The organism is Luteibacter sp. 9133, assembly GCF_000800155.1.
Lineage (GTDB): Bacteria > Pseudomonadota > Gammaproteobacteria > Xanthomonadales > Rhodanobacteraceae > Luteibacter > Luteibacter mycovicinus.
Map to the genome: position 1 here is coordinate 1,830,020 of NZ_JUHO01000001.1, position 26,890 is coordinate 1,856,909.

The following is a 26,890-nucleotide window of genomic DNA, read 5'->3' on the forward strand; positions in this document are numbered from 1 at the left end:
GTATACGTCGTATATCTACGGTCAATTATGCACTTTGAAGTGCGTAGGTATACGCGAGGTTATCTCCATGCCGCCCAGGCTTCCGCTCCCCGACGACGAAGTCGCGCTGATCGACGTGCGCGAAACCAAACCGATCCTCGACCAGATCGCCAACAAGTGGTCGGTGATGATCCTCAGCGTGGTCTGTGAAAACCCTGTGCGATTCAATCAGCTGCTGCGTCGGCTGGAAGGGATCACGCATAAGGCTCTGACCGAGGCGCTGCGACGGCTGGAGCGGAACGGTCTGGTTGCGCGGCGCGTGCTGCCGCTGTCGCCCGTCGCGGTGGAGTACTCGATCACCCCGCTGGGGCGTACGCTGAAGGATCCGTTCGATGCGCTGTGCATCTGGGCCAGCCGACACGGGCATGCGATGGCGCAGGCGCAGTCGGACTACGACGAGCGCCGGCTGGACCACGAGGCCTCGTAAAACAAAACAGCGCGAGGTGCCGAAGCACCACGCGCTGTTTTGTCGATATCGGATTGGTGGAGCCTGGGGGGATCGAACCCCCGACCTCGTCATTGCGAACGACGCGCTCTCCCAGCTGAGCTAAGGCCCCACACGAGCCACAAATGTTAGCAGGGGAACAGCGGGTCGCCAAGCCCTAGGGTCGCGGCAACGAGTAAGACCTGCCGGCGGCGGGTACGCAGCGACGTCACGCCCGGTCGGGCAACAACGCCGACAACCGGTCGTAAAGCACCCCACGACGCCAGCCTTCCAGCGCCTCGGGCCACAGGCCGCCGCTCATCACGAACTCTTCCATCGAGCGGCGTGCGCAGAGCAGGCCGGGCGGAAGGTCGAGTTGCGTGGCCAGCGTATCGATGGCGCTGCGCATCTCGTTGATGGCGCGCTTGGCGTCGCCCATCGGATGGCCGGTGATTCTCACCGTCGTCTCGACTTCCGTGGCGTCGACCGGAACACGCAACAGGTCGAACAACTCCTGGCGCTGCGCCGAACGCAGGGCGCGCGTCCCACGGACACGCTCGTCGAGTTCGGAGGGCGTCTGCGGGATCTTCGACACCAGGTCGAGTGCATGGTTGTCTTCGAGCAGCCAGGAGCGGGGCTTGTCGAGGGCACGTGCGGCGGCTTCACGCCAGCGCAGCACGCGGCGCAGCAGCGCCTGTTTCTCCGGCGCCCATTCGCTGGCCGCCTTGAATCCTCGCTGGGGCTGCGGATCGCCCTCGCGCTGGCTGGCGCGGCGCTTCATGCGTGCGCAGTCTTCCGCGTGCCATCCGCCGCGCCCGCGTCCGGCCAGGCGTTCGCTGAGGATCGCGTGGACCGGATGCAGGTGCACCACGTCGAGCGTGGCGTACAACTTCTGTGAGTCGGTCAGAGGCCGTTGCAACCAGTCGCTGCGTGTCTCGCCCTTGTCCAGCTCGGCGCCGACCAGCTCGGCGACCAGCGCGCGATAGCTGATGCCCAGCCCCATACCGACGAAAGCGGCGGCGATCTGCGTGTCGAACAGCGTGTGCGGGCCATCGGGCAGGCACGGAGCCATGGCTTCCAGGTCTTCGCCTGCGCTGTGCATGACCGTGACGACGGGTTGGGCGGCGAACGTCGGTGCGAGCGCGTCCTCCAGCGGCACGGCAAGCGGATCGATGAGCGCGTAGCGGCCTTCATGCGCAAGCTGGAGCAGGGCGAGCTGAGGATAGAACGTGTTGCGCCGCATGAACTCGGTATCGAGTCCGACGACGGCGGCGGGGGCGATCGGGGCGAGCCATGCGTCGAGAACCTCGCGGTTGTCGATCCAGGGAGCGGTGTGAGCGATGTCGCTCGTTGTCATGCATGCGTCCTTGTTCGGTCAGGGGTCACGTCGACGCATCGTGTTGCCCTGTCGAGCGCGATTCCCTATGGTTGCAACGCACGATAGCAGGCTCGCACGGAACCGCCCACCATGCCCAACACCGAAACCGTCCAGCGACAGCGCGCCATCGGCGGCGCGTTGGGTGTGGCCGTGCTCGGTTTCGCCTTGTTCTATCACTTCTTTCCGCAGCTTCTTCACGTCTCGCCGACGCAGAACACCCCGCGTTCGCCCATGCGCGGCCAGCCGACGACCATGGGGTTCGACCAGCGTCCGCAGGCCGCGACGCCGGCCGTCGTGTCCGAGATCGACGCCGGGCCACCGATCATGCTGGCGCCCGCGGCGGTTATCGCCGCCCGCCGCCGCGACAAATCGCCCGAGGTACCGTTGCCGGCGCAGAAGAGCCCGGACACGCCGGAGATCACTGCCGCGCTCGATCGCGGTGACAAGGCGTTGGCCGCCGATCGTCTGGTCGGAGGCAAGGACAGCGCGGCCTCACTCTTCGCCGCCGTGCTCAAGGAAAAAGCGGACAGTCAACGCGCGCTCGCGGGCATGGACGAGGTTCGCGCACGTCTTGCGGCCGAGATCGAGCAGGACATCGCACTGGGTGATGCCGACGCGGCGCGTGAGTCATTGACGGCGCTGAAGGCTCTGCCCGACAGCACCGCCGACGTCGCCCCGCTGCAACAGAAACTCGCCGTGCTGGACAAGGTGCGGCCGCTGCTGGGCAAGGCCGCCGCGCAGTTGCAGGAGGGCAAGGCCGACCTCCCGCACGGCGACAGTGCCCTCGACACCTACCGCGAGGTGCTGCAGCTGGACGCGGACAACGCAGTGGCGGAACAGGGCATTACGCAGGTGCAACGCACCGTGTTGGACAAGGCGCTGGCCGCGGTGGCGCAGAACGACTTTGCGGCGGCGGACACCGCGCTGGCGGAGGCGGCGGCGATCCAGCCAGAATCGCAAGGCCTGCAGGACACCCGTGGCCGCATCGAAGGCATGCGTCGGCAGAGCGCCACGGCGATGCTCGCGCAGGCGCGCTCCGCGCTGGACTCAGGCAATCTCGAACTGGCGCGGCAACTGGCGGACAAGGCTCAGCAGATCAGTGCCGATCTCGCCGGTCTGGATGATTTTAACGAGCGGCTGACCAACGCCCGGCTCTATGCGAGCTACAAGCCGGGTCAGGTCTTCGCAGACCGCTTCGTCGACTCGACGGGCCAGGCGCCCGCCATGGTCGTCGTGCCGACCGGCAAGTTCCTGATGGGTTCGCCCGATGGCGAACGTGGTCACGACGCCAACGAAGCGCCGGTGCACGAGGTGCAGATCGACAAGGGTTTCGCCATGGCGCGCAGCGCGGTCACCATCGGTCAGTTCCGCGACTTCGTACGCGCCACCGGCTACGTGCCGCAGTCGCAGTCGCTGCAGGGCGGCAGCGTATACGACGAACAGAGCGGGGGCCTGCGCGATGACGATGCGGCCACCTGGCAGGACGATTACGCAGGCAAACCCGGGCAGGAGCGTCTGCCCGTGATCAACGTCTCCTGGAACGATGCGAAGGCCTACGCGGACTGGCTGTCCCAGCGGACCGGCAAGAAATATCGCCTGGCCAGCGAGGCGGAGTTCGAATACAGCTTGCGCGCGGGCAGCACCACCCGGTACTGGTGGGGCGACGACACGCCGACGTCACGCGTCGAAAACCTCACCGGCGGGAACGATCGTTCGGGTTCCGGCCGCCGTTGGAGCAACGCCTTCAACGGTTACAAGGATGGCTTCTGGGGGCCGGCGCCGGTGATGAGCTTCACGCCGAACGCGTTCGGCCTGTACGACATGGGCGGAAACGTCTCCGAGTGGGTAGGCGACTGCTGGCACGACAACTACATCCGTGCGCCACGTTCGGCCGATGCGTGGGTCAATCCCGGGTGCGGACGTCGGGTGATCCGCGGCGGCTCCTGGGGCAGCGCGCCGGAGATGGTTCGCTCGGCGTACCGGCAGGGCGCCTCGGCGGATCTGCGCAGCGCGCGCGTCGGCTTCCGCATCGTGCGCGAGCTCTGACGCACGCCGGGTTCGAGACCGGTAACGACCACCGGCGTCGAACGCGCAGCGCTGGCCGTCAGAGATTTCCGTAGACCGCCTCGAGCTGCGAGACGGCGGCGTTGACCCGCTGGATTCCCGAAGACTGGCGCTCGGCGCTTTCGCTGATGGCCCCGGTGACCTGAGTAACGTTGCCGATAGCGGCGAGGATTTCCTCCATCGTGTGTCCCGCGGTACCGACCAGGCTCGCTCCTTCGTCCACGCGGCCGCGGGCGTCGCCGATCAGCTGATGAATCTGCTTGGACGCCTCGGCGCTGCGTACCGCGAGCCGGCGTACCTCCTCGGCCACCACGGCGAACGCCTTGCCGCTCTCGCCCGCGCGCGCCGCCTCGATGGCCGCATTCAGCGAGAGGAGGTTGGTCTGGAACGACAGCGAGTCGATCAGTTCGAGGATTTCCTCGATGGAGCGCGTGCCTTCCTGGATGCCGCCCATGGTACGTACGACATCGCGCATTACCGCACCGCCGCGCTCGGCCGCATGCCGCGCGCCACCCGCAAGAGCCTCGGCCTTGCCGGCCTTTTCCGCGTTGTCGACGACGGCGCCCGACAGCGACACCACTTCGCGCTGAAGCGTCTGCGCGGCGAGCGTCTGCGCCGTGATGTCGGTCGCGTACTTGATGATTTTCATCGGTACGCCGTTGAAGTCGAAGATGGGGTTGTAGGTCGCCTGAATCCATACAACGCGACCATCGCGACCGAGCCGACGGTACAGCGCGGCGTCATGGCGGCCTTCGCGCAGTCGTGCCCAGAAGGTCTGATAGCCGGGCGAGGAGGCTTCGGTCGGATCGACGAATATCCGGTGATGGCGACCGATCACTTCGTCCCGTGTGTAGCCCATGGCGCCAAGGAAGTTGTCGTTGACCTCGAGGATCGTGCCATCCAGATCGAACTCGATCGTCGCCTGAGCGCGATCGATCGCCCGGAGGCGCCCGTCCATGTCCGCGGCGGCGAGATGCTGGGCGGTGACGTCGGTCGCGTATTTGATGACGCCGATGACGTTGCCGTTGCGGTCGGTCAAAGGGCTGTATGACGACTGCAGCCACACGTCGCCTCCGTCCTTGCGCCGGCGGCGGTACAGCCCCGTGTCGCCGCGTCCCGCACGCAACCCTTCCCAGAACGCTCGATAGTCCGGGCTGTCGGCATCGGCCGGCGCCACGAACGTGCGGTGATGGGCGCCACGGATTTCGTCCATGCCATAGCCCATGGCCTGCAGGAACAGGGCGTTAGCGTGGCGTACGTGCCCGTCCGGGGTGAACTCCACGATCGCCTGGACCTTGTCCAGCGCGGCGAGCTTGGTCCGCGACTCGCGGTTTCTGTCGATCCAGTAACGAAGCATTCGGTGACCCGGGGAATGTGGTGTTGACCACATCGGCGGGCGAATTGGTTACTTGAGTAAAAGTGACAAAATCGGTTCAGCTCTCGTCCATGAAATCGGCGCGTCAGTCCGGATGTCCCTGTTTGGCCGCCAACGCCTCGCGGACATGGCCAAGCGCTTCCTGCGCGACCGCTTCGGCGGTCTGCGTCGCGTCGATGACGACCGTATGCCCGAGGCCCAGGCCGCGGAAGATCGAACGGCAACGGTCGAGGTTGTCCGAGGTCTCGAAATGATTCGGCTTGTCGCCGCGCTTACGGATGCGCTCCAGACCTACCCTGGGTTCCAGGTCCAGCAGCAGCAGCAGGTCGGGGCGAGGGGCGAAGGCATTGGCTTCTAGCAGGGCGCCGGTGTCGAGCCCGGCCGCGCCCTGATAGGCCACATTGGACGGGAAATAGCGGTCGAGGATGACGATCTCGCCACGGGCCAGGGCGGGGCCGATCAGTTCGGCCACGTGCTCTTTCCGGTCGAGAATCAGGAGGCGAAGTTCTTCGTCCGGCGTCAGCCGTCCGGTGGATGCGGAGGCGCGCATCCGCATGCCCCACTGGCCGGTCGTCGGTTCCTTGCTGAGCGCCACAGGGGTGCCGGCCGGTGCCAGCGTGTCACGCAAGGTATGGGCGAGCGTCGTCTTGCCTGCACCATCGATGCCTTCGATGGCAACGAGCAGGCCACCGGGAATAGGGAGAGGTGCCATGGGCGGGGACTTTACCGGATCAGATCCGGACTTTCACCACCGTCAGGCCCGGCGTGCGACTTCCGCGGCGACGCGAGCATCACGTGTCAGCAGGTCGAACATACGCTTACCCGTTGCCGTGGCGCTCCAGTAACCGAATTCGTCCTGCGAGGCGAGGCCGCGGCGCAGAAGTCGGACGCACGCCGTTTCGTTGAGGCTGCTCACGGCAAGAAACGCTGTGGAGCAGAGTTGCTGGAGCGCGAAACGCGCTTCCGGATCGATGGTCGGTTCGTGTCGCGTTCTTTCGTCGGTATGCACGTCATTCCCCCCGTTGATGCCCCGCTGGCGATTCTGGGGCTTCCCTCGGTTAAGGCCCCGTGAGCGAATACTTACGTACGTCCCCCCCAGGTTGGGCAGGTGTCGTCTCCTGTGGAGGAAGCGACGTCACGCAGGGCCACCCCGGTCGCAGGTTCGCAGAGGGCTGGCAGCGGCATGACGACAATTTCGGCCACACGATCGGCGTCCAGCCATCCCCGGCTTTTCTGGAGACGGTGTTCCAGCGCCCAGGCGCACATGGCCGTCATGGGCCCACCGGAGAGGAGGGTCTCCAGGCGACGTGCGGTGAAGGCTGGCCCGAGGTATCTCGCCATGGCGTCCTTCCCATGAAATCCTTCGCTCACCAAACGTGCAGCGATAGCTTGCATGTTGCGCAAGCGGGCGGACTGGATCGACATCGACGGCTACTTGAGTGGAAGGAGCGGCACATTAAGGTCGGCGAGTCGGGCGCTTTGCACCTATTCGGCAGTCGACATCCGGCGCCAGACAAGCCCGTCACATTAGTGAAGGCGGGGTGCCGGCATTCAAAAAAAACCCGCCACGTGGGCGGGTTTTTTTTGAAACGCGTGGTGCCGAAAGAGGGACTCGAACCCTCACTGTATCACTACAAACGGATTTTGAGTCCGCCGCGTCTACCGGTTCCGCCATTTCGGCACGGGCACGCGATTATGCGGGAATCAATGGATCTGGTCGAGACCCAGTTTGCGTTCGGCGCGCTGGTACCAGTCGTCGCCTTCGGGGTTGAACACGGCGCACTGGGTCATGCGGCCCGAATAGATGTGCAGGCTGACCGCGACCGCGTCGTCGCTGGGATTGCGGATGGTGTGGTACTCGTGCGGCGGGATCAGGCTGCCAGCGGAACCGGGGCCTGCCTGGATCGAGCCGACCGGGCGGAAGTGGTAGCGCTCCGCCTCGTGGCCCAGCAGCTCGTACTGGACGATTTCGAGCGCGCCGTTCCACACGCCTTCGACGCACCACATGCCGCTGTGGTCGTGGATCAGGGTGCCCTGACCGGGACCCCAGGTCATGGCGACGACGCTGTAACCGTGTTCTTCGCTGCGATAGAGCTCGCGGCGGGCGTAGTGGTCGCCGGCGGTCTCGAAGACGCAGGCGGGCAGGATGACTTCCTGCGAACGGATCAGCCGGCACAGCGCGTTGCGCAGGGTGTCGGTGATCGCCGGTGTGCTCGGCTGCGCGACGGAAGCGTCGATCGCATCGATGAGCTTGCGGCTGCCCTGGAAATCGACCGTGATCATGCGTGGTACCTCTGGAGGCGATGGTGGCGTGGGGACGCCGGGTCGCTTCCGATCATAGCAGGGCGGGCGGGGCGGGAGCGTCAGCGGCGTGCCGCCGCACCCGACTGACGTGGGGCCGTGGTGTCAGAGCGAACCGAGGAAGCCGCCAATGGCCTTGCTGTAGTTGGCGATGTCGACGAGGAAGGCATCGTGGCCCTGGGGCGAGTCCAGCGCGACGAACTCGACCGCCGCGCCCGCGGCCTCCAGCCCCTTGGCGATGGTTTCCTGCTGCTCCAGGGGAAACAGGATGTCCGTGCTCACGCCGATCACCATCGCGCGTTCGACCTGGATGCGGGCCAGGCCGCGCATGACGTCGCCCTCGCCGTGCTCGGCGATATCGAACCAGTCGCTGGCGCGCGAGAGGTACAGATAGCTGTTCGGGTCGAACTGACGGTTGAATCGCCGCGCATGACCTTCGAGATACGACTCGACCTGGAACTCGAAACCGAACGGTTCGTTTTCTTCACGCTGCTCCGCGTCGAGCCGGATGCGCGCGAAGCGGCCGTTCCATTCCATCGCGGAGCGATAGGTGATCACGCCCAGCTTACGCGCGATGCTCATGCCGTGTTCGGGCCATTCGTCGCCTTCGTATTGTCCGCCCTTCCAGTGGGGATCGAGGCGGATGGCCTCGCGCTGGAGCGAGCGGATGGCGATGGCGAACGGTTGCGCCTGCGGTGCGGTGTCGACGCTGATGTGCGTGCGCACCGAGGCGGGGTGCAGCAGCATGTACGCGAGTGCGCTCATGCCGCCCATCGAGCAGCCGACGAGGCAGGCGAGCTGTGAGATACCGAGGCCGGTGATGGCTTCGTGCGCCGCATTCGCCACGTCCTCCAGCGACAGCTCGGGAAAGGTCAAGCGGTACGGCGCGCCGGTGGCGGGATCGACCGACGCGGGGCAGGTCGAGCCTTTATCGCTGCCCAGCGAGTTAACGCAGACGACGAACCAGCGATCGGTATCGAAGGCCTTGCCGGGCCCGATCATGTCCTGCCACCAGCCGGCGGTGGGATCCTCGTCGTTGGATGCCGCGTGCGCACTGGGCGACAAGCCCGTCAGAATGAGGACGGCATTGCCGCGCGACGCATCGAGCGTGCCCCACGTCTCGAAGGCGACACGCGCGCCATGCAGTTCACCGCCCCTCTTCATGCGGAACGGTGAGGACAGCTGGTGGTAGCGGCGGGCGTCACCCATGGGTCATTCCTTCGGTTTGCCACCGACGCGCTTGTCGGCTTCGGCGATCTGTTGTGCCACCGCATGCGCCACGTTCGAATCCGGATCCAGCAGCGGCTGCAGTTTTTTCCAGGTGGCCGACGCGTCCGCGAAGTGCTCCTGCTGAAATTGTGCGATGCCCAGCAACCACAGTGCCTTCTGGTTTTGCGGATTGTCGGCGACGGCGGCCTGCAGCAGGTCGAACGCGCGTCCGACGATCAGGTGATCGCCACGCACGAGCGAGTCCGCCTCGGCCCAGCCGACCATCGCGGGGCCGTTCTTCGGGTCGGCCTTGAGCGCACCGTCGTAGGCTTCGCGGGCATCCGCCGGCTGCTTCAGCATGGCGTAGGTCTGGCCGAGCAGCAGCCAGCCCTGCGTATCGTCCGGATGCTCTTTCAGTCGCGCCTGCAGCGCGGCGATCGCCTGACCGACGTCCATTTCCTTCGGTGGCTCGACGCCGCCGAGCGTGGCCGGCGTGCCGACCAGCAGATAGATGCCGGCGCTGCCCAGAGGAACCAGCACCGCAAGCGCGACGACGAGCACGAACACGCCCTTCGAGCGCCCGTGCATCCGGCCCTGACGAATGAGCGGCACCAGGATGAGGGCGAGCGCGACGGCGAGCATGGCCCCGGCGGCAAGATAGAACGGAAGGGTCACCAGTCGTCCTCGGTGTCGTTCGCCGGCACATTGCCGACGGGGTTCTGGCGCGCACGGCGGCGTACCTGTATGGCGACGACGAGGCCGCCCACGGCAAGCACGATCAGCGGCCCGAACCAGAGCAGCCAGGTCTTCGGTTCCACCGGTGGCTTGTACAGCACGAAATCCGAGTAGCGGTCGACCAGATATGCCTTGATCTCGGCGTCGCTCCTGCCTGCCTGCATCATTTCGAAAATCTGTCGGCGCAGGTCGTGTGCGATCGGCGCGTTGGAATCCGCCAGGGTCTCGTTCTGGCACATCGGGCAGCGCAGTTCGGCGCTGAGATGCTGGAAGCGAAGTTCTTCGGCGTGGTCGCGGAAGGGCAGCGGCTGGATGGCCTGGGCGATCGAGAGCAGCGGCAGGAGAAGCATGAAGGCAATCGCGAGGAGCTGTCGCGCGCGGGGCGCGCTCCTACCTTCTGCGGCAGGACCCTGACCGTTACCGGCACGCTGTAGGAGCGCGCCCCGCGCGCGACCGTACCTGCTCACTAGCCACCTTCCTTCGACAGCGCCGCCAGCGCCGGCCGGAATTCCTTATCGACCACCTCAGGCGTAATCGGCCCTACGTGCTTGTAACGAATCACACCCTTGCCATCGATCAGAAAGGTTTCCGGCGCGCCGTACACGCCAAAATCGATGCCGGCGCGTCCGTCACGGTCGGTGATGACGAGGTCGAACGGGTTGCCGTGTTCGTGCAGCCAGTTCATCGCGTCGGACGGTTCGTCCTTGTAGTTCAGGCCAACCAGGCGCAGGCCCAGCGACTTCACCTCACCCGACAGCACCGGATGCTCATGCACGCATTCGATGCACCAGCTGCCGAACACGTTGAGGAAATACGGCTTACCCAGCAGCGATGCCTTGCCAACCGTGCTCATGGGCTGACCCAGTTCGGGCAACAGGAAGTCCGGCGCTGGCTTGTCGATCAGCGGCGAGACGATCTCGTGCTGATCGTGCTGCGTGTTCCACCAGATACCGAAGCCGAACAGACCGCACAGCGCGAGGAACACGAACAAGGGCATCAGGCGACTCATGCGAGCGATTCCTTCGCGGGCACCGCGGCGGTCGCGGCGGCCTTCTTCGCGCGGAAGCGGCGCTCACCCGCGGCAAGGAAGCCGCCGAGCATCATGAACAGGCCGCCGAGCCAGATCCAGCGGACGAACGGCTTGTAGTAGAGCCGCAGCGCCCAGGCGCCCTCTGCATCGGTCGCCTGCATCGGCTCGCCGAGCGCTACGTAGATGTCGCGGAACAAGCCCGCGTCGATGGCGGATTCGGTCTGTACCTGGCCGCGCGAATACGTGCGTTTCTGCGGTTTCACGGTCGCCATCGTCGTGCCATCGCGCTGGATGGTGACCGTGCCTTCATCGGCGCGCCAGTTCGGTCCCTGGGTTTCGTGGACACCATCGAAGCGGAATACATAGCCACCGATGGCCTGCGTGTCACCGGGCGCCATACGTACGTCGCGCTCGACACTCAGCGATTCGGAGAGCATCACGCCGATGATGAAGATGGCGACGCCCGTGTGAGCGACCAGCATGCCGGCCATCTCGGCCGGATAGCGGCGGCCGCGCGGCATCTCGCGCCAGCGCTTGAGGATGTACGACAGGGTGCCCGCGGCCACCCAGACGGCGCCCGCGATGCCGGCGATCGCACGCAGGTGACCCTGGGCGACAAAGGCGGCGACGATGGCGCAGATCACGGCGGCGATACCGGCACGCAGGGCGAGCGTCGTCAGCTGGCGGCCCTCGGCGCTGCCCCAGCGCAGGTAGGGGCCGAACGGAAGCAGGAGGACCGCGGGCGCCATCAGCGCGATGAACAGAAAACTGAAATAGGGTGGTCCGACCGAGATGCGGCCGAGGTTGAGCGCGTCGCCGATCAGCGGGAACAGCGTGCCCAGCAGCACCATGGCTGCCGCCGTGGTGAACAGCAGGTTGGCGATCATGATGCCGGTCTCGCGCGACAGTGCCGCGAACGGCTTGCCCGTCGCCACCCTGGGCGCACGGATGGCATAGAGCAGCAGCGAGCCGCCGATCACCACGATCAGGAAGCCGAGGATGTACAGGCCGCGACGCGGATCCGAAGCGAACGCATGTACCGAGGTCAGCACGCCCGAGCGCACGAGGAAGGTGCCGAGCAGCGACAGCGAAAACGCGAACAACGATAACAGCACCGTCCACGCGGGGAGCGAGCCCCGTTTCTCGGTCACCGCCTGGGCGTGGATCAGCGCGACGCCGACCAGCCAGGGCATGAACGACGCGTTCTCGACCGGGTCCCAGAACCACCAGCCGCCCCAGCCCAGCTCGGCGTATGCCCACCAGCTGCCGGCGACGATGCCCATGGTGAGGAACGCCCACGAGACGTTGGTCCATGGGCGAGCCCAGCGCACCCAGGCCTGCTCGAGCTCGCCGCCCAGCAGCGCCGCGATGGAAAATGCGAAAGCCACCGAGAAACCCACGTAGCCCATGTAGAGCACGGGCGGGTGGAAGGTCATGCCGGGATCCTGCAGCACCGGGTTGAGGTCGCCGCCGTCGGATGGCATCGGCAGCTCACGCAGAAACGGATTCGAGGTAAACAGGATGAAGGCCAGGAAGCCGACGCCGATGAGGCCGAGCACGCCGAGTACGCGGGAGACGAAAGGCGTCGGCAGGTGGCGGCTCAGCACCGCCAGCGCGAGCGACCAGACGTTGAGGATGAAGACCCACAGCAGCATCGAGCCTTCGTGCGCGCCCCACACCGCGGTGATCCGGTAGTACCAGGGCAGCGCGAGGTTCGAGTTGTCGGCGACATAGGCCACCGAGAAGTCGTAGACGAGAAACGCGTGGATCAGCACGCCCATCGCCAGGAACACGAACACGGCCTGGCCGGCCGCGGCGGGTCGCGCCACGGCCATGAGCGCGGCGTTGCCACGCCACGCGCCGAGGATGGGAAGCACTCCCTGGACCAGCGCCAGCAACAGCGCGAGGACGAGCGCGAACTGGCCAAGCTCCGGAATCATTTCGGCGTACCCGGTGCCGTGGCCTTGTCAGTCATGGCCTGATCGCCCATGCCCTTGTCGTCGATCTTGCGGTTCTCATGCGCCTTGGCCATGGCGTCCTTGAGTTCCTTCGGCATGTAGTTCTCGTCGTGCTTGGCGAGCACTTCGCTGGCGATGAAGCGGGCGTCGTCCATGCGACCCGTCGCGATGACCGACTGGTTGTCGCGGAACAGGTCCGGCAGGATCCCGGTGTATTCCACCGGCATGGCGCCCTGGTCGTCGACGACGATGAAGCTGACCTTCAGGCTGTCCTTCGCGCGCTGGATCGAACCCGCCTTGACCATGCCGCCCAGCCGGAAGCTGCCGTACTGCGTGGCCTGGCCTTGCTGCACCTGGCTCGGCGTGAAGAGATAATTCATGTTTCGCTGCAATGCGAACACGGTCAGACCGACCGCCACGATGGCGGCGGCGATCACCGAGATCACGATGGCGAGGCGACGCTTACGGGTGGGATTCATTACGGGGAGCGGTTCCGGGACGGCGGCGGTTCTCCTGGCGCGCGAGGCGCGCGCGGAGATCGCGCAGGTTGCGTCGACGCCTCGCCAGTGGCGCGAGGGTATCGATCAGAAGGACGAGGAAGAAAACGGCGAGCGAGGTCCAGACGTAGAAGCCGTACTGGCCCATGGCGAGGGCGGCGGTCATGCGGCGTCGTTCCCCGGCGTGTTCAGGGCGAGATCGCGCACCCAGCCCTTGCCGCTTTCCGCGACGATGAAGTCGGCGCGCACGCGTGCGAACAGGCTGGCGACGTAATACAGCTTGGTCGCCGCCATCATCGTCAGCAGGGGCCACAGCATGCTGGCATCGATATGCGAGGGCCCGAGCAGACGCACCGTCGAACCCTGGTGCAGCGTGTTCCACCAGTTCACCGAGAAATGCACGATCGGCACGTTGACCGCGCCGACCAGCACCAGGAACGACGCGGCGCGCGCGCCCTGACGCCGGTCCTCGAAGGAGTGGTACAGACCGACGATGCCAAGGTAGATGAAAAGCAGCACCAGCTCGGACGTGAGGCGCGCGTCCCAGGTCCACCACGTGCCCCACATCGGCTTGCCCCAGAGCGAGCCGGTGACCAGCGTGATCAGGGTGAAGGCGGCGCCGACAGGGGCGGACTCCATCGCCACGGTTTCGGCGAGCTTGATCCGCCAGACCAGACCGATGAACGCGGCGACGGCCATCACGCCGTAGATGAACAGGCTCATCCAGGCGCTGGGTACGTGGATGAAGATGATCCGGTACGCGTCGCCCTGCTGGTAGTCGGCGGGCGCGACGAACAGGCCGCCATAGAGCGCCACACCGCCGAGAAGCAGGGCGAGGCCCAGCGCCCATGGACGGACGGCACCCGCAAAGCGGTAGAACACCGGCGGGGAGCTGAGACGGTGCAGCCAGAGGGGAACCCAGTTAGCCATCGGTCCTCGTTGCCGTTTGGTGCGAGAAAGGGTGAGTCCGGATTCCGGTCCGTACGGTGGCGCGCATCATGAGTCCATCGCGATACGCAGCGCCGCGGCGCACGCAAGCGGTGCCAGCACCAGCGCCAGAACCAGTCCGGCGCCGAGCCACGCCACCGGCGCGACCCAGGGCAGGCCGTCCTGCGCGGCTGATACAGCCCCCGCGGCGAAGATGACGACCGGCACGCAAAGCGGCAGAAGCATGAGCGCGAGCAGCATACCAGAGCGTCGCGAGCCGGCCGTCAGCGCGACGAGGATCGCGCCCAGGAGGCACAGCAACGGCGTGGCCAGCGCGAGGGTGGCCACGAGCACGGGCATGGCCGGCGCCGGAAGCTTCAGCATGCTGGCCAGCAGCGGTGCGACGACGATCAGCGGCAGCGACGAGACGATCCAGTGAGCGAGGATCTTGACGCCCACGAGCAAGGCCAGCGGCTGCGGTGCGAGCATCAGCAGCTCCATCGAGCCGTCCTCGATATCGCCGCGGAACAGGTTGTCGAGCGAAAGCAGGATGGCCAGCACGACCGTGACCAGCACGACGCCACCGGCGATGCGGGCGAGGAGGGCGGGCTCGGGTCCGAGGGCGAACGGGAACAGTGTCGCGACGATCACCGCATAGAGCACGGGCATGGCGATGTCACCGCGCCGGCGCCAGGCCAGGGTCAGGTCGCGGCGCAGCAGGGCGGCGCAGGCGGCGGGTGTGCTTCCGGGCGTCATGCGTGCAGCCGGATGCGGCGTGGTGCGTCGCCGGCGAAAGACACCGCCCCGTGGCTCGTCACCAGAGCGGCACCGCCGCGCGCCGCATGGCGCTCCAGCAGGCGGTTGATCAGGGCGATGCCTTCGCGGTCGAGATTGGCGTAGGGCTCGTCGAGCAGCCACACGCGTGCGGGCAGGATCAGCAAGCGGGCGAGAGCCACTCGCTTCTTCTGTCCGGCGGAGAGGCGGCGTACGGACTCGTCTTCGTATCCGGCGAGGCCGACCTGGGCGAGGGACACATCGATATCGGCGCCGCCGCGCAAGCCGTAGAGTCCGGCGGCGACACGCAGGTTCTCGCGAGGCGAGAGGTCGAGTTTCAGGCCGGGATGGTGGCCGAGAAAGACCACGGCCCCGGCGACGGTATCGAGCGAGAACGGAGCGCCGTCGAGCAGGACCTCCCCCGAGCCGGGGCGAAGCATGCCGGTAAGCACACGCATCAGCGTGGTTTTACCACTGCCGTTGTCGCCCTCGATCAGCGCGATTTCGCCCTCGCGCAGTGCGAAATCCACCGGACCGAAGACCGGCTCATCCTGGCGCAGGAAGCACAGGGAGCGCGCTTCAAGCAGGACAGCGTTGGCGGCGGCGACGGTCATTCCGACGATTGTCCGGGCCATGCGGCGGCTTGTCCATGCGTGACGGTGTCGCGGCTTCCTCAGCCCCGATCGAACGCCTCAGCCGGCAACGGAGGCAAAGTCGCCTGCAGCGCCCGCACAGCCGCCTCGATGTCCACCGACGCCACGCTTTCATGCCCCAGCAGGAGCTGCTCCACCAGCACGTCCTGCGCCTGCCCACGCTCCAGCGCGTAGCGGTAAGGCAGATGCGTAAACGTCACCATCCGGTAGCGCGGCAGGTAGTGCGTCGGGCAGCGCTCCGTCAGCAGCGCACCCAGCTCGCGCTTGCGCAGGAACACGGGATCCGCGACCTTGTCGCGCATCTCCACGTAGTTCTCCAGCGCCATCCGGGCGATCGCGTCGGCATTCGGCTTGCGCGTCGCTTCGAAGGCGGCGAACACGGCCGCCGGATCGGACGGATTCGCCGCGAACAGGTCCGCCAGTTCGGCCGCGTCTTCGAATCCGCAGTTCATACCCTGACCGTGAAACGGCACGATCGCGTGCGCGGCGTCGCCGATCAGCAGGGCACGGCCACCGATATGCCAGCGATCCAGGTAAAGCGTCGCCAGTGTGCCGACCGGATGGGCCGCCCAGTCGTTCGTGAACTCGGGCATCAGCGCCAGCGCATCGGGAAATTCCGTGCGGAAAAAGCCCTCGGCGGCGGCCGCGCCTGCGATCGTACGGAAGCTGGGGTGCTCGCCATCGTTGGGCAGGAACAGCGTTACCGTGAAGCTGCCCTCGCGGTTCGGGAGGGCGATGCACATGTAATGGCCGCGCGGCCAGATATGCAGCGCGTTGCGTTCGATGGCGAAAGGCGCGGAGGGATCCTTGCCAGGAGGAATCTCGAGTTCCTTGTAGCCGTGACCCAGCTCTTCGATCCGTTCGCCGAGCGGCGAATGTCGGTGCATCTCGGCGCGCAATGCCGACCCGGCGCCATCGGCACCGATGATGACGGGCGCGTTGATGCTGCGCTCGGTTCCGTCCATGCTGCGCAGCATGAGTCTGCCCGCGTCCAGATCGGCCCCGGCCAGGCCCTGGTCGAAATGGATGGTCGCGCCGGCGGCTTCGGCGGCATCGAGCATCAGGTTATTCAGGCCACCTCGCGACACCGACCAGATCACTTCGGAATCGTCCACCCCATAGCGCTGCAGGCCGCTGTGGCCGGCCGGATCGTGCACCATGCGGCCGCGCATCATGACGGCCTGCTCGAGCACCTGCGCGGCGAGACCGGTGGCGCGCAAGGCATGCAGGCCGCGTTCGGCCAGGGCGAGATTGATCGAACGGCCGCCCTGAAAGCCCGCCTTGCGGGGATCGGAGCGCTTCTCGAAGACGGAGACGCGGAAACCGCGTTGGGTCAGCAGGGTGGCGACCATGGCGCCGACCAGTCCGGCGCCGACCACGGCGATGTCGTTACGGGGCATGGCGGCCTGTTTTTGCTGCGCAATATTGCGGGGCAGCGCATCGTGCGCCGCAGCGCCGCCGGGAGCAAGTCCCTGGCGGCGGGATGCGTCAGCTTGCCTTCTTACCTGGCCGCGACGCCTGGCTCTGACGCGAGGCGGGCTCGGGCGGCTTGGCCGTGGCGGCATCGAGGAAACCGCGCTGCATCGACTTCCAGACGTCGAGGTTGCGCTCGGTCATCTCGTTGAGCATCGACCACGGGGTCTGGCCCATCAGGCTGTTGAGCTGGGTACGGAACTGCTGCTGCTGGTCGAGGAAGACCTGCAGGCTGCGCTCCAGATAGGGGCCCATGAAGCCCTGCAGGGAGTCGCCGTAGAAGCGGATGATGTGCGACAGCAGCTGCGGGGAGAGCATCGGCTGACCGTGCTCTTCGTGTTCGGAGATGATCTGCAGCAGGACGGATCGGGTCAGGTCGTCACCGGACTTGGCGTCGCGGACTTCGAAAGTTTCCCCGTCGAGGACCAGCTGGCGGACTTCTTCCAGCGTGATGTAGCTCGAGATCTCCGTGTCATACAGACGACGGTTCGGATACTTCTTAATGATGCGTAGGGATTGTGCCATGCGGCGAAAGCTACCACGTGGTATTGCGTCGCACCAGTTGTCGCACCGTCTTGTAAACGTTTGCGGTTTCACATATGGGATTGGAACGATTTAAATAACACAAACTTAATAAATGCGAGTTCGGACGGCTAGGTAGCGGCGGCGGAGCGCTAGCAGACACTCTTTGCAAGGTTACGAGACGGTGCCAAAGCGATAGTCAGCTCTAGCGAAGGCAACGACAGGCCAGACTCTCAATGGTCGGATCACTTCCTACTATAGTCGCCGCGCCGCGCCGACTCGCGGGTGGCACCGAACACGAATAGATGAACTCGATGGCCGCCTTTTTTAGGTGTCAGTATGCTAGTCGGTAGGGCGAACGGGTACCGGGTCGACCGTTTTTGAGGCCCAATGCGTGCGCTCTCACTCTTAAGCAGTGGAGGTGCCGGTAGCGGCAGAGTTTTAAGGGACAGGGACATTGCGTTGATATGAATGCAGATGATGAATCGAAATTCGGCGTTGAAGATTACATTCCACGTGCTGAGCTTGCGCGTCAGGCCGTCGATGCGCTCCGCGGATATGCATATCAAGTGACAGTCGCTTCACTTGCTTGGCTGGACTTAGGTGAACGATCAACGATCTTTCTTGAGGTCGCGGAGGATTACGCCACTTTCGCTGAGGGAATTCTTCATGCTGTGCAGGTAAAAGATACGCAGGCTTCGACTACAGTCACCCTAAACACACAGAGTATTCGTGAAGCAATTTCCAACTTCGTGCATCTATCCGAGGAGAATCGAAATGTAGAGGTGCACTTCGAGTACTTCACGACTTCCGAAATAGGCACCGAAAAGGCTTCAATAGGATGTCCGATGAAGGAGGCAGGGCTGTCTTATTGGCGGACTGCTGCAAAAGCCGGCGACGTCACCCCTATACGCACGCTTCTGGAGAGCGAAAATTTCTCCAAGAAGGTTAATGAATTTTCTCGTAGTCGCGACGACGAGGCCTTGAGGAGCGAGCTGCTCCGCAGAATTCGGTGGAGTTGCGGAAAGCCGAATATTGCGGCGCTGCGTAAAGAGTTCGATGAGCGACTGACAGTGGTTGCTAGGGACCGATTTCAAGTGCCCGTCGCGGAGGCGAAAAGTCTAGCAAACGTACTTCTTTATCATGTGCTTGAGACGAGCGTGATGAAGAGTGCGAAGGAGCGATCGCTTACGAGAGTCAAGCTGACAGAAGTCATAGACGAAGCAACGCGTACTTCGATCTCCAGATCTATGCTCGGCGTTCTCTTAAAGGCTTCGGCAGAATTGGCGACGTCACGGTCGAGCTCTCATGGCTCCGACATTCCTGTTTCTGTTGGCGAGCTCTCTTGGCTTGCCGATTCGGTCTCGCTCCCTGATTCTCTTGTCCAGATTTCTCGGGATTGTGTTGTGCTCGCTGTGGAGGATCGACTTCGGAAATTCGGAGCGGCCGTTATAACAGGTGCCAGCGGGGTGGGGAAGACGAGCGTGGCTCGAGAAGTTGCGCGAAAAATCGGCGGTGGATTCATCACTATTGACCTACGTGACGTTGAATTTTCCGAGGCGTCCAATAGGCTCGCTATCCTACTGTCCCGGCTTGGAAGCTTGACGGTCCAAACGGTCGTGATCGAGGACTTTAATTGCATTAATGACCCTCGCCTTGGCCTAACGCTTGCCCAACTAATGGAAGCGATTAGTCGACGATATATGACGGCAATTGTTACATGCTACAACGCGCCTAGTGCTAAAGCGCTCTCAGGCTCTGGTCTGAGTTTGGCGTGTATATATGCTTGTCCGTACTTCACGGAGGAGGAGGCATGCGATCTAGTTTCTTTGAACAACGGGGATCGGGAGTTATGGGGAAGGCTCTCGTTTGTTAGTGGTGCCTGGGGGCATCCCCAGCTCGTCCACGCTTTCGTTTCTGGAATGGCCGTTAGAGGATGGCCACAGGCGGAAATACCGGACGTTCTGAGCTTGGGTCTGTCGTCTGGCGACGTAGAAACGGAGCGCGAGGCTGCAAGGCGTGCGGTGGCGCTGAAGTTGCCGGAGCACAGTCGTACGCTGTTATATCGATTGAGCCTGTTTATAGGTGACTTCGATCGGGATCTCGCTATGCAGCTCGCGGATGCTCCGCCGCCACTGTGTTCGTCTGGCGAGGCTTTGGATGAGCTTATTGGATCTTGGATCGAGGTTAGAGGGATAAATCGCTATCGGGTGTCACCTCTTGCCGCTAAGTTCGGTCGAGAGATGATTCCACCGCAGCTTCAAGTTAAGTTACATAGCGGAATCGCTACGAGTCTTCTATCCGTGAGGGCGGTTCACGCTGATGACATCGACAAGATCGTTACGCATGCCTATTTAGGCAAGAACACGGGTGTTTTAGCGAGTCTGGCAACAAAACTTCTTCACGGAAATTCGGAGGTAGTGGATTTCCTCGCAGAGAATTCCTCGATCCTCCGTTTGCTGCCTACTGAAGGTCCTCTTTATCCCGAGAATATCGCTGTTTCATCGATGCTTCGATTGGTGCAGGTGAAGGTAATTGCTGCGAGTAGCGACAAGTCGTGGCTTCCCCGCTGCGTCCAGGCTGCCAAGGAAGAAATATGTCTCCACTCTGAGGGCGAGGCTCGGGATACCTTTCACGTTGCTCTGTTAGTGACAGTCCTGAACGTGATTGGGGTGGCCAACCACCTCGATGACTGGTTTGGGCTTTTGCGTGAGTTCCGCGCGCTTTCCGCAAATAACGAGCACTTCTCCCTAATCTTTGGAGGAGGTTCATCACGGTACTCAAATCCCTATGAGGCTGTTTCGGTGCTCTTCGCGATCGGAAGCTCGCAGCTGGGCAGCGTGCGTGCCTTGGAGCGTATAGTGGACGAACTCGACGCAATATCGGTTGCGGAGAGAGCGCTGTATATGAATATGCTCACTAAGACGATTCCAGATCTCTCAGTGTTTGTCCAGGGACCCTGCGTTATCGCCAACCGCGACTCATTTGACGTGGAAGACGCAGCGGAGCGATACCTGCGCATGGCACGCAAGACGGCCGGCTGGGAGCAGCAGGCAGTAGCAACACAGTGTTGGATTGCTCGCGCGATAATTTTCGATGAATTTAGCGGCGATCGACAGCGTGCGCTCGATGTCATCGATGATGCAACATCGGCTCGCGGCGAGAATGTGCTTCTAACTAGAGCACGCGCAAGAATATATTGGCGTGCACAAGATCATGATCGTGCATTCGAATTGCTAAGTAGCATAATTGACTTGGTGGGCAAGGATAACTCGATTGAACGAGCGTTTACTCTGAGGGAAGCAGCAATTAGCTCGGCGAAAATCGGAGACTGGACCCGAGCTGAGGAGTGGTTTCTCGAGAGTAGAAAATCTGCCTTGGTTGTTCAGTCGAATGACATGAACGCTATGGCTGCCGGCCTTCTTGCTGACGCGGCTGCGGCGGCTCTTATGGCTGAAAGCACGAGTCGGGCATTGCAGCTGTTGGCTAAAGCGCTCTCTGAATTGGACTCTCTTGAGGCGAGCTCCTCGCATCGCGCTGCATTCGCGCACCACATAATCAGGCATCTGGTCTTATGGTTCATGTCAAGGCTCGATGATCTATCATTCGCCGTGGACCCTCAGAATATTGTCATGGATCCGGGTTGTTGCAGCAATCCCGATCCAGATATTAGTTTCGGGGAACGCCCGCTCGCTTCGATCGACGTGGCGTGGTACATGCTAGCTGAGATGGATATCCAGTCCCGAACACACCACGACTTCGTTGCGGTCGTGCACGATCGACTCAACGGATACATGCTCCCGTCTTTTGAGTTCAGCCTTCGCGCAAAACTCATCTTTAACAGTGTGGAAGATTTGGATGTTGGGAAGTTTGCTCAGCACTTGGCTGGTTATGTAACCATCGGCCTGTCGCACGGTGACTACATCCGTCGCGTAAGCGACGGGGCGGCATTTGATGTGCTTTGCCCGAGCAGAGAGTTGTTGCCTCGGGAGCAACCGGGGTCTTGGCCGCAGGGTGCCATCGATTTCCTCAATGGTGCGATTCTTTGTTTTGTAATCGGAGCGGCATGCAGGGGACGTGCCGAAATAGTGCTTTCTATGCCATCGGCTGTGGCTGGTCGGCTTGGGGATGAGGTCCTGTCCGAGACGGTCCTTGCTAAGATTGATGGTCTGCGGAATGGGGCGTCTGCTGAGTCATTTGAGGAGCAGGTGTTAGAGAATTTACTCGTCTTTGCTTCCGGCCGTAAAGCGACCCCCAAAGAATATTTCATCGCTTCAGTTCGCTCACTGCAACAGGCCGATAGGTCCCACTTGAAGCGGGACATTATTCGAATCGTAGCAGCTTGGCAGCGTGATGCCTGGGCGCAGATCGTTGCCACTCAGTCGTTTTATTTGAATCAGCCAAGGCTCGTGGTCCCTTATATCGAGGCCACATTGCGCGAATGCGAAAACGATGAGAGATTCATTCTTGATCTTATTCTGACTACTGCAGATGCGGTGGGAATGGCCCTTCCGCAAGGTCTCCGGGCAGACTACGAAAAGAGGAGAAAGGAGTTTGGCGGGGGTAACTAGCTAGAGCGCGGAGGGAAGGCTTTCCACACTGCGGCGACGTTTTTCCAATTGACGTGTGGTTGTGCCGGAATTGGTGCGAAATATTTCAGTGCGCCGCCGCTCCTCCGGCATTCCCGAACGGCGGCTTCGCCAACCAGAGAATCGGTATCAGTGCCAGAAAAAGGATCCCGCACAGCCAGAACACGTCGTTGACGGCCAGGGTCAGCGCCTCCCGGTTGACCACCTGGTCCAGCACGGTTCGCTGTGCCTGTCCATGCAGGTTCATCATCTGCAGCCGGTCGACATAGGCCATCGCCGCCGGGGACGCCGGATTGACGTATTCGGTCAGCGAGGCATGGTGCGCTTCGCCGCGATGCTGCCAGATCGTCACCGTGAGCGCGGTCGACACGCTCGACGCGAGCGTGCGGCAGAAGTTGGCCAGCCCCGACGCACCGGCGATCTGGTCGGGCCGCAGGCCGGAAAGGAAGATCTGGTTCAGCGGAATGAAGAAGCACGCGATGCCGATGCCCATGACGAAGCGAGGCAGGACCAGCGTGGCGAACGACGCGCCGCTGTTGAAGGTCGAAAACCAGAACGCGGTGAACGCGAACACGAGGAAGGCGAAGGTCACCACCGCGCGCAGTTCCAGCCGCTGGATGTTCTTGCCGATGATGGGCGACATGAGGAACGCGAGGATGCCGACGGGCGCGGTCGCCAGGCCTGCCCATGTCGCGGTATAGCCCAGCGTCGTCTGCAGCCACAGCGGGAACACCACCGTGATGCCGAAGAAGCCCAGCATGCCCAGCGACAACGCGCTGACGCCGACGGCGAAATTGCGCCGGGTGAAGAGCGACAGGTCGACCACCGGATACTTCGCGGTCAGTTCCCAGATGACTAGGAAGGTCAGCGCGACCACCGCGATGAGGCCGAGCGTCAGGATCAGCGGCGACGCGAACCAGTCGTGGTCGTTGCCGTTGTCGAGCATGAACTGCAGGCAGCCCACACCGAGCACCAGCAGGAACAGGCCTACCGAGTCGATCGGAGCGCGCACGATCTTCGTTTCACGGGTGCGCAGGATCGCCCAGGTGATCACGCCCGCCGCGGCGCCCACCGGTACGTTGATGTAGAAAATCCACGGCCAGGAGAAATTGTCCGTGAGGTAGCCGCCGAGGATCGGGCCGAAGATCGGTGCGACGACCACGGTCATCGCCCACATCGCCAGCGCGATGCCTTGTTTGTCTTTCGGATAGCTCGCCAGCAACAGCGACAGCGACAACGCCACCATCGGGCCGGAGCCCGCACCCTGCAGCAGACGGAACAGCACCAGCATCGGCATGCTGGTGGCCAGGCCGCACAGCATCGAGAACGCGACGAACAGCGCGACGGAGAAGCAGAAGGTCTTCACTTCGCCGAAGCGCTTGGCGATCCAGCCCGTCAGCGGCTGCATCACCGCGCTGGCCAGCGCGTACGAACTGATCGCCCACGTGCCCTCGTTCGAACTCACGCCCAGACTGCCCGCGATATGCGGGACGGCCACGTTGACGATCGTCATGTCGAGAATCTCCATGAACGTGGAGAACGCGACGGCGATGGTCAGCAGGACCAGCTGCATGCCCTGCAGCGGTTTCGGGCCCGCCGGTGCGGGCGCGGCGTCCGGAATGGCGACGGCGTCGCTCAAGGCGCACTGGCTCCCAGGTTCTTGCGCACGATCTCGTCGGCGGCGGCATCGGCCTTCGCGGCCACCTCGTCGTAGACGGTGGTCTGCGCGACCGGTGTCGTCGACGGAGCCCTTGCCAGGACGTCGCCATCGTCGTTGGAGATATCGAGCGTCACGGCGGTGGACAGGCCGATACGCAGCGGGTGCTTGTCGAGGTCCTTCGAGTCCAGCGCGATGCGAACCGGGATGCGCTGCACCACCTTGATCCAGTTGCCGGTGGCGTTCTGCGCGGGCAGCAGCGAGAACGCGCTGCCGGTGCCGGCGCCGAGACCGACCACGTGCCCGTGGTATTCCACGCCACCACCGTAGATGTCGGCTTCGATCTTCGCCGGCTGGCCGATGCGCACGTGGCGCAGCTGGCTCTCCTTGAAATTCGCCTCAACCCACAGGTCGTGCAGCGGGATCACCGTCATCAGCTGCTGGCCGGGCTGCACGCTGTTGCCCACCTGGACGCTGCGCTGCGCGACGTACCCGTCGATGGGTGCAACGATCGCGTTGCGTTGCGACGCGACCCAGGCCTGACGGAAGTTGGCGCGTGCCTGTTCGACCGCCGGATTGGACTCGACATCGCTGCCGTCGATCAGCGCGCGCGACGCATCGGCCTGACGCTGTGCGGATTCCAGTGCGGACTGCGCGGTGTCCACCGCGTCGCGGGCGTGCTGCACTTCTTCCGGTGCGACGGCTTTTTCGGCGAGCAGGGGCAGACGACGCTTCAGGTCGTCCTGCGCACGCTTCAGATCGTTGCGGCGTGCGCCGAGCGCGGCGTCCGCGCTGGCGGCCGACTGCGTCTGCTGGCGGACCTGACGAACCGCCTGCGCCAGGGCGCTGCTGGCTTTGCGCAAGGCCACATCGGCGTCGGTAGCGTCCAGGCGGACGAGCACCTGACCCGCGTTGACCCGCTGCGTGTCGTCGGCGAACACGCCGGTGACGATGCCGGGCACCTGCGCCGAGATACCCACCTGGTTACCACCCACATAGGCGTCATCGGTGGTCTCGCGGATCGAGAACACGAACAGCCACAGCAGGAACCACGTCGCCGCCGCCAGGAGGAAGACGATCAGGGCGATCAGCAGCGCACGGCCTCGCTTGCGCTTGTCCCTGGGCGCGTTGCCGCTTTCCACCGGGGTGCGCTGGGTATCGGTCGGGTTGGCGCTCATGGGCTCTGGGTTCCGTTCGTGCTGGGCGTGGAAGAGGTGTCGACGGGTTCGGCGCGATAGCCGCCCCCGAGGGATTTGATCAGGGCGACATCGGTGGACAAGGCCTGGCCCTGGAGGTCTGCGTCCATGTCCAGCTGCTGCGCCAGCGAGGCTTCGGTGGCAAGCGACTCGCGGTCGTCACGCACGCCGCGTGCCGCCCGCGCCTTCGCGCTGGCGAGCAGGGTATTGACGGCATCGATCTGCGCGGCTTGCTCGGTGCGTCGGGCGGCGATCTGCTGCGCACCGAGCGCCTGCGTAGCGACGTCGCGTGCGGCCGAGGCCACGGTGGCGTTGTACTGAGCGACGGCGGCGCCGAGCTGCGCCTGGCTGACGCCGTGGTTCGCCTCGAGCGTCCCGCCTTCGAAGATCGGCAGGTGCAGCGCGGGCGTCAGCGAGAACACGCGGCTGCTCGCGGAGAAGAGCTTGTCCATGTCGATGCTGGACAAACCCGCCATGCCCGACAGGCTCACATCGGGGAAGAACTGGGCGCGTGCGGCGTCGGTCTGCCGTAGCGCGGCTTCGACCTGCCAGCGGCTGGCCGCGATGTCCGGTCGGCGCGCCATCAGATCGGTGCCGACGTTCGCGGGCAGGCCGGGGGCGACGGCGGGAAGCGCACGCGGCGTAAGCGCGGGCAGCTGTCCGGGCGAGACGCCGACCAGCGTGGCCAGCGAGGCGCGACGGATGTCCGCCGATCCCTGCAACGCCACACGCTGCTGGCGGGCACCGGACAGCTCGGCGCGTGCCTGCTGCACGGTATCGGGTACGTCCACGCCCTGTTTCACGCGAAGGTCGGCGATACGCAGCGCGCGTTCGCGGACGGCGATGAGCCGGTCCGCGATGGCCACGCGCGACATGTCCGCGAGCCAGCCGAAGTAGGTGTCCGCGACGACCGCCTGGATCGCGAGGGACGAGGCCGAGCGCTCCGCTTCCGCCGCCCGCGCGCTGTCGATCGCGGACTCGAGGGTGAAACGTTTCTTGCCCCACCAGTCGAAGTCGTAGCTGACCTGCACGCCGAGGTCGGCCTGGTTGTACCAGGTGAAGCCGAGGAACTGCGCCGGAATCAGGCCATGTTCGCTCATGCGCTGCCGTGCGACCTGCGCACTGCCGTCCACGCGCAGGCCCGCCTGCGCCGCCGCGACGCGAATGTTCTGCTGCGCGCTGTCGACGCGCGTTTTCGCCTGGGCGAGGTCTGGCGCGCCGCGCAGGGCCATGTCCATCAGCATGTCGAGCTGTGGGTCGCCGTACGCACGCCACCATTCGGCGGCGGGCCAGCCCGGGCGGTGGTCGGTGACGAGGCCGGCCAGTGGCACGTCGTCGCCCAGGGCAGGGCGGTCGATCTTCGCGGGCACGTGGCAGGCCGCGAGCGACACGGCCAGCATGCCCGCCAGCAGCGTGGGGCGGAACGGTAAGGGTTTCATGGGGTTTCCGCGGTATCCAGATGCAGGGCCAGCTTTTTCAACAGCCCTTCGAAGGTCTTTCGTTCCGTAGCGCTGAAGCAGGCGAACTTCGACACCACCTCGGGGAACATCGGCGGGAGCAGCGTGCGCACGAACTGCCTGCCCTCGGTCGTGATCGTCAGCACGATCTGACGGCGGTCCTGCGTCGCATGCGAGCGGGTGATCAGGCCGCGTTTGGCGAGCAGATTGGTGATACGGGTCATGTTGGTCGGCTTCTGCTCAGCCAGCGCGCAAAGCTCGCTGGGCGTCGAACTGCCGTTCCGGGACGAATACAGCATCATCAGCGTGCGGAAATCGCTGTCGTTGAGGTCGAACGGCCTGAGCCTGGTCTCCACGTTGCGCTGCAGCGCTTCGCCCGTCAGCAAAAGCAGTCGGATGAGAAGGACCTCGCATTTCGGCAAGCCGTCGATGTTCTCGGCGACCCGGTCGACGCCCTCGTAGAGCGCGTCGACGCATGGTTTCAGGGTGGACATTACGCTGGCTAATAGTTCGCTGGTGAACTATTAGCCTAGCAAGCACTGACTTCAGGCAACAAGTGCCGTCGTGCCCTGGACCGCTGCGGCGACTAAGCGCGCCCCATCAGCCGCATCGGGCGCAGCTGCCGAATTCGG

At 64.2% G+C, this 26,890-nt stretch carries 25 protein-coding genes and 2 tRNA genes; 3 read left to right on the plus strand and 24 right to left on the minus strand.

All coding sequences use genetic code 11. The annotated features are described in order from the left end of the window. The first annotated feature begins 67 nt into the window (after positions 1–67). The gene (locus FA87_RS07965; RefSeq protein ID WP_052191211.1) at positions 68–466 is read left to right on the plus strand and encodes a helix-turn-helix domain-containing protein; all 399 of its coding nucleotides are present in this window, start codon (positions 68–70) and stop codon (positions 464–466) included. A gap of 54 nt (positions 467–520) precedes the next feature. On the opposite strand, the gene FA87_RS07970 is transcribed toward FA87_RS07965, so the two are convergent. After that, a tRNA-Ala gene (locus FA87_RS07970) sits at positions 521–596 on the minus strand. Between the two features lie 96 nt (positions 597–692). Next, a complete protein-coding gene (locus FA87_RS07975; RefSeq protein WP_043693636.1) occupies positions 693–1,820 on the minus strand; it encodes an HRDC domain-containing protein in 1,128 nt (375 codons plus the stop codon). A 111-nt stretch (positions 1,821–1,931) separates the two neighbouring features. On the opposite strand from FA87_RS07975, the gene FA87_RS07980 reads away from it, so the two are divergent. Beyond that, on the plus strand, positions 1,932–3,887 hold the full coding sequence (locus tag FA87_RS07980) for a formylglycine-generating enzyme family protein (protein WP_043693639.1): 1,956 nt from the start codon (positions 1,932–1,934) through the stop codon (positions 3,885–3,887). 58 nt (positions 3,888–3,945) lie between these two features. Here FA87_RS07980 and FA87_RS07985 read toward each other — a convergent pair whose 3' ends face one another. The 18 genes from FA87_RS07985 to phaR form a co-directional block, all read right to left on the minus strand. Continuing rightward, positions 3,946–5,262: a PAS domain-containing methyl-accepting chemotaxis protein gene (locus FA87_RS07985; protein WP_052191212.1), complete on the minus strand. Its 1,317-nt coding sequence runs from the start codon at positions 5,260–5,262 to the stop codon at positions 3,946–3,948. A 103-nt stretch (positions 5,263–5,365) separates the two neighbouring features. Beyond that, positions 5,366–5,992 carry a dTMP kinase gene (tmk, locus tag FA87_RS07990; protein ID WP_081996513.1) on the minus strand — a complete coding sequence of 209 codons (627 nt, stop codon included), beginning with the start codon at positions 5,990–5,992 and terminating at the stop codon, positions 5,366–5,368. Positions 5,993–6,034: 42 nt separating this feature from the next. Continuing rightward, complete coding sequence (locus tag FA87_RS07995; protein WP_036113673.1) at positions 6,035–6,289, minus strand: hypothetical protein; 255 nt, start codon at positions 6,287–6,289, stop codon at positions 6,035–6,037. Between the two features lie 71 nt (positions 6,290–6,360). Continuing rightward, a complete protein-coding gene (locus tag FA87_RS20965) occupies positions 6,361–6,705 on the minus strand; it encodes a hypothetical protein (RefSeq protein ID WP_043693646.1) in 345 nt (114 codons plus the stop codon). Between the two features lie 169 nt (positions 6,706–6,874). Next, positions 6,875–6,961: transfer RNA gene (locus tag FA87_RS08005), tRNA-Leu, on the minus strand. A 23-nt stretch (positions 6,962–6,984) separates the two neighbouring features. After that, a complete protein-coding gene (locus FA87_RS08010) occupies positions 6,985–7,563 on the minus strand; it encodes a cysteine dioxygenase family protein (protein WP_036113666.1) in 579 nt (192 codons plus the stop codon). Positions 7,564–7,686: 123 nt separating this feature from the next. After that, positions 7,687–8,790 (minus strand): homoserine O-acetyltransferase, encoded by a 1,104-nt coding sequence (locus FA87_RS08015; protein WP_043693651.1) that lies wholly within the window; start codon positions 8,788–8,790, stop codon positions 7,687–7,689. Positions 8,791–8,793: 3 nt separating this feature from the next. Continuing rightward, entirely contained in the window at positions 8,794–9,465 is a 672-nt protein-coding gene (locus FA87_RS08020; protein ID WP_052191213.1) for a tetratricopeptide repeat protein, read from the minus strand. Next, on the minus strand, positions 9,462–9,875 hold the full coding sequence (locus FA87_RS08025) for a cytochrome c-type biogenesis protein (protein WP_052191499.1): 414 nt from the start codon (positions 9,873–9,875) through the stop codon (positions 9,462–9,464). The genes FA87_RS08020 and FA87_RS08025 overlap by 4 nt, the downstream gene beginning before the upstream one ends. 116 nt (positions 9,876–9,991) lie before the next feature. Continuing rightward, positions 9,992–10,534, minus strand: a complete 543-nt coding sequence (locus tag FA87_RS08030) for a DsbE family thiol:disulfide interchange protein (protein ID WP_043693654.1) — start codon at positions 10,532–10,534, stop codon at positions 9,992–9,994. Beyond that, positions 10,531–12,495 carry a heme lyase CcmF/NrfE family subunit gene (locus FA87_RS08035; protein ID WP_043693657.1) on the minus strand — a complete coding sequence of 655 codons (1,965 nt, stop codon included), beginning with the start codon at positions 12,493–12,495 and terminating at the stop codon, positions 10,531–10,533. Before FA87_RS08035 ends, FA87_RS08030 begins: the two co-directional genes overlap by 4 nt. Further along, entirely contained in the window at positions 12,492–12,992 is a 501-nt protein-coding gene (ccmE, locus tag FA87_RS08040) for a cytochrome c maturation protein CcmE (protein WP_051943718.1), read from the minus strand. Before ccmE ends, FA87_RS08035 begins: the two co-directional genes overlap by 4 nt. After that, complete coding sequence (gene ccmD, locus FA87_RS08045) at positions 12,976–13,176, minus strand: heme exporter protein CcmD (protein WP_036113652.1); 201 nt, start codon at positions 13,174–13,176, stop codon at positions 12,976–12,978. Before ccmD ends, ccmE begins: the two co-directional genes overlap by 17 nt. Further along, the gene (locus FA87_RS08050) at positions 13,173–13,940 is read right to left on the minus strand and encodes a heme ABC transporter permease (RefSeq protein WP_043693660.1); all 768 of its coding nucleotides are present in this window, start codon (positions 13,938–13,940) and stop codon (positions 13,173–13,175) included. The genes ccmD and FA87_RS08050 overlap by 4 nt, the downstream gene beginning before the upstream one ends. Positions 13,941–14,006: 66 nt before the next feature. Beyond that, entirely contained in the window at positions 14,007–14,693 is a 687-nt protein-coding gene (ccmB, locus tag FA87_RS08055; RefSeq protein WP_043693663.1) for a heme exporter protein CcmB, read from the minus strand. Continuing rightward, a complete protein-coding gene (ccmA, locus tag FA87_RS08060; protein ID WP_043693667.1) occupies positions 14,690–15,325 on the minus strand; it encodes a cytochrome c biogenesis heme-transporting ATPase CcmA in 636 nt (211 codons plus the stop codon). Before ccmA ends, ccmB begins: the two co-directional genes overlap by 4 nt. 59 nt (positions 15,326–15,384) lie before the next feature. Further along, on the minus strand, positions 15,385–16,764 hold the full coding sequence (locus FA87_RS08065; protein WP_043693671.1) for an NAD(P)/FAD-dependent oxidoreductase: 1,380 nt from the start codon (positions 16,762–16,764) through the stop codon (positions 15,385–15,387). 88 nt (positions 16,765–16,852) lie between these two features. After that, positions 16,853–17,362 (minus strand): polyhydroxyalkanoate synthesis repressor PhaR, encoded by a 510-nt coding sequence (gene phaR / locus FA87_RS08070; protein ID WP_043693675.1) that lies wholly within the window; start codon positions 17,360–17,362, stop codon positions 16,853–16,855. Positions 17,363–17,826: 464 nt separating this feature from the next. On the opposite strand from phaR, the gene FA87_RS08075 reads away from it, so the two are divergent. After that, positions 17,827–21,930 carry an AAA family ATPase gene (locus FA87_RS08075; protein ID WP_156128519.1) on the plus strand — a complete coding sequence of 1,368 codons (4,104 nt, stop codon included), beginning with the start codon at positions 17,827–17,829 and terminating at the stop codon, positions 21,928–21,930. Between the two features lie 85 nt (positions 21,931–22,015). On the opposite strand, the gene FA87_RS08080 is transcribed toward FA87_RS08075, so the two are convergent. From FA87_RS08080 to FA87_RS08095, 4 genes are all read right to left on the minus strand, one after another. After that, positions 22,016–23,521 carry a DHA2 family efflux MFS transporter permease subunit gene (locus FA87_RS08080; protein ID WP_051944251.1) on the minus strand — a complete coding sequence of 502 codons (1,506 nt, stop codon included), beginning with the start codon at positions 23,519–23,521 and terminating at the stop codon, positions 22,016–22,018. A 62-nt stretch (positions 23,522–23,583) separates the two neighbouring features. After that, positions 23,584–24,783 carry an efflux RND transporter periplasmic adaptor subunit gene (locus FA87_RS08085; protein ID WP_043693679.1) on the minus strand — a complete coding sequence of 400 codons (1,200 nt, stop codon included), beginning with the start codon at positions 24,781–24,783 and terminating at the stop codon, positions 23,584–23,586. Beyond that, entirely contained in the window at positions 24,780–26,240 is a 1,461-nt protein-coding gene (locus FA87_RS08090) for an efflux transporter outer membrane subunit (RefSeq protein ID WP_043693682.1), read from the minus strand. The genes FA87_RS08085 and FA87_RS08090 overlap by 4 nt, the downstream gene beginning before the upstream one ends. Further along, positions 26,237–26,752, minus strand: coding sequence for a MarR family transcriptional regulator (locus tag FA87_RS08095; RefSeq protein ID WP_043693685.1), 516 nt, complete (start codon positions 26,750–26,752; stop codon positions 26,237–26,239). The genes FA87_RS08090 and FA87_RS08095 overlap by 4 nt, the downstream gene beginning before the upstream one ends. Positions 26,753–26,890: the final 138 nt, after the last annotated feature.

Bases quoted from the DNA above. Each gene is read 5' to 3' on its own strand.
- tmk (WP_081996513.1), bottom strand. From the start codon at position 5,992: ATGGCACCTCTCCCTATTCCCGGTGGCCTGCTCGTTGCCATCGAAGGC.
- ccmA (WP_043693667.1), bottom strand. From the start codon at position 15,325: ATGACCGTCGCCGCCGCCAACGCTGTCCTGCTTGAAGCGCGCTCCCTG.
- FA87_RS07985 (WP_052191212.1), bottom strand. From the start codon at position 5,262: ATGCTTCGTTACTGGATCGACAGAAACCGCGAGTCGCGGACCAAGCTC.
- FA87_RS07965 (WP_052191211.1), top strand. From the start codon at position 68: ATGCCGCCCAGGCTTCCGCTCCCCGACGACGAAGTCGCGCTGATCGAC.
- ccmD (WP_036113652.1), bottom strand. From the start codon at position 13,176: ATGACCGCCGCCCTCGCCATGGGCCAGTACGGCTTCTACGTCTGGACC.
- FA87_RS08065 (WP_043693671.1), bottom strand. From the start codon at position 16,764: ATGCCCCGTAACGACATCGCCGTGGTCGGCGCCGGACTGGTCGGCGCC.
- FA87_RS08080 (WP_051944251.1), bottom strand. From the start codon at position 23,521: ATGCAGCTGGTCCTGCTGACCATCGCCGTCGCGTTCTCCACGTTCATG.
- ccmE (WP_051943718.1), bottom strand. From the start codon at position 12,992: ATGAATCCCACCCGTAAGCGTCGCCTCGCCATCGTGATCTCGGTGATC.
- FA87_RS07975 (WP_043693636.1), bottom strand. From the start codon at position 1,820: ATGACAACGAGCGACATCGCTCACACCGCTCCCTGGATCGACAACCGC.
- FA87_RS20965 (WP_043693646.1), bottom strand. From the start codon at position 6,705: ATGTCGATCCAGTCCGCCCGCTTGCGCAACATGCAAGCTATCGCTGCA.
- FA87_RS08075 (WP_156128519.1), top strand. From the start codon at position 17,827: ATGAATGCAGATGATGAATCGAAATTCGGCGTTGAAGATTACATTCCA.
- FA87_RS08090 (WP_043693682.1), bottom strand. From the start codon at position 26,240: ATGAAACCCTTACCGTTCCGCCCCACGCTGCTGGCGGGCATGCTGGCC.
- FA87_RS08050 (WP_043693660.1), bottom strand. From the start codon at position 13,940: ATGGCTAACTGGGTTCCCCTCTGGCTGCACCGTCTCAGCTCCCCGCCG.
- FA87_RS08035 (WP_043693657.1), bottom strand. From the start codon at position 12,495: ATGATTCCGGAGCTTGGCCAGTTCGCGCTCGTCCTCGCGCTGTTGCTG.
- FA87_RS07980 (WP_043693639.1), top strand. From the start codon at position 1,932: ATGCCCAACACCGAAACCGTCCAGCGACAGCGCGCCATCGGCGGCGCG.
- FA87_RS08030 (WP_043693654.1), bottom strand. From the start codon at position 10,534: ATGAGTCGCCTGATGCCCTTGTTCGTGTTCCTCGCGCTGTGCGGTCTG.
- FA87_RS08010 (WP_036113666.1), bottom strand. From the start codon at position 7,563: ATGATCACGGTCGATTTCCAGGGCAGCCGCAAGCTCATCGATGCGATC.
- ccmB (WP_043693663.1), bottom strand. From the start codon at position 14,693: ATGACGCCCGGAAGCACACCCGCCGCCTGCGCCGCCCTGCTGCGCCGC.
- FA87_RS08015 (WP_043693651.1), bottom strand. From the start codon at position 8,790: ATGGGTGACGCCCGCCGCTACCACCAGCTGTCCTCACCGTTCCGCATG.
- FA87_RS08025 (WP_052191499.1), bottom strand. From the start codon at position 9,875: ATGCTTCTCCTGCCGCTGCTCTCGATCGCCCAGGCCATCCAGCCGCTG.
- FA87_RS08095 (WP_043693685.1), bottom strand. From the start codon at position 26,752: ATGTCCACCCTGAAACCATGCGTCGACGCGCTCTACGAGGGCGTCGAC.
- FA87_RS08085 (WP_043693679.1), bottom strand. From the start codon at position 24,783: ATGAGCGCCAACCCGACCGATACCCAGCGCACCCCGGTGGAAAGCGGC.
- phaR (WP_043693675.1), bottom strand. From the start codon at position 17,362: ATGGCACAATCCCTACGCATCATTAAGAAGTATCCGAACCGTCGTCTG.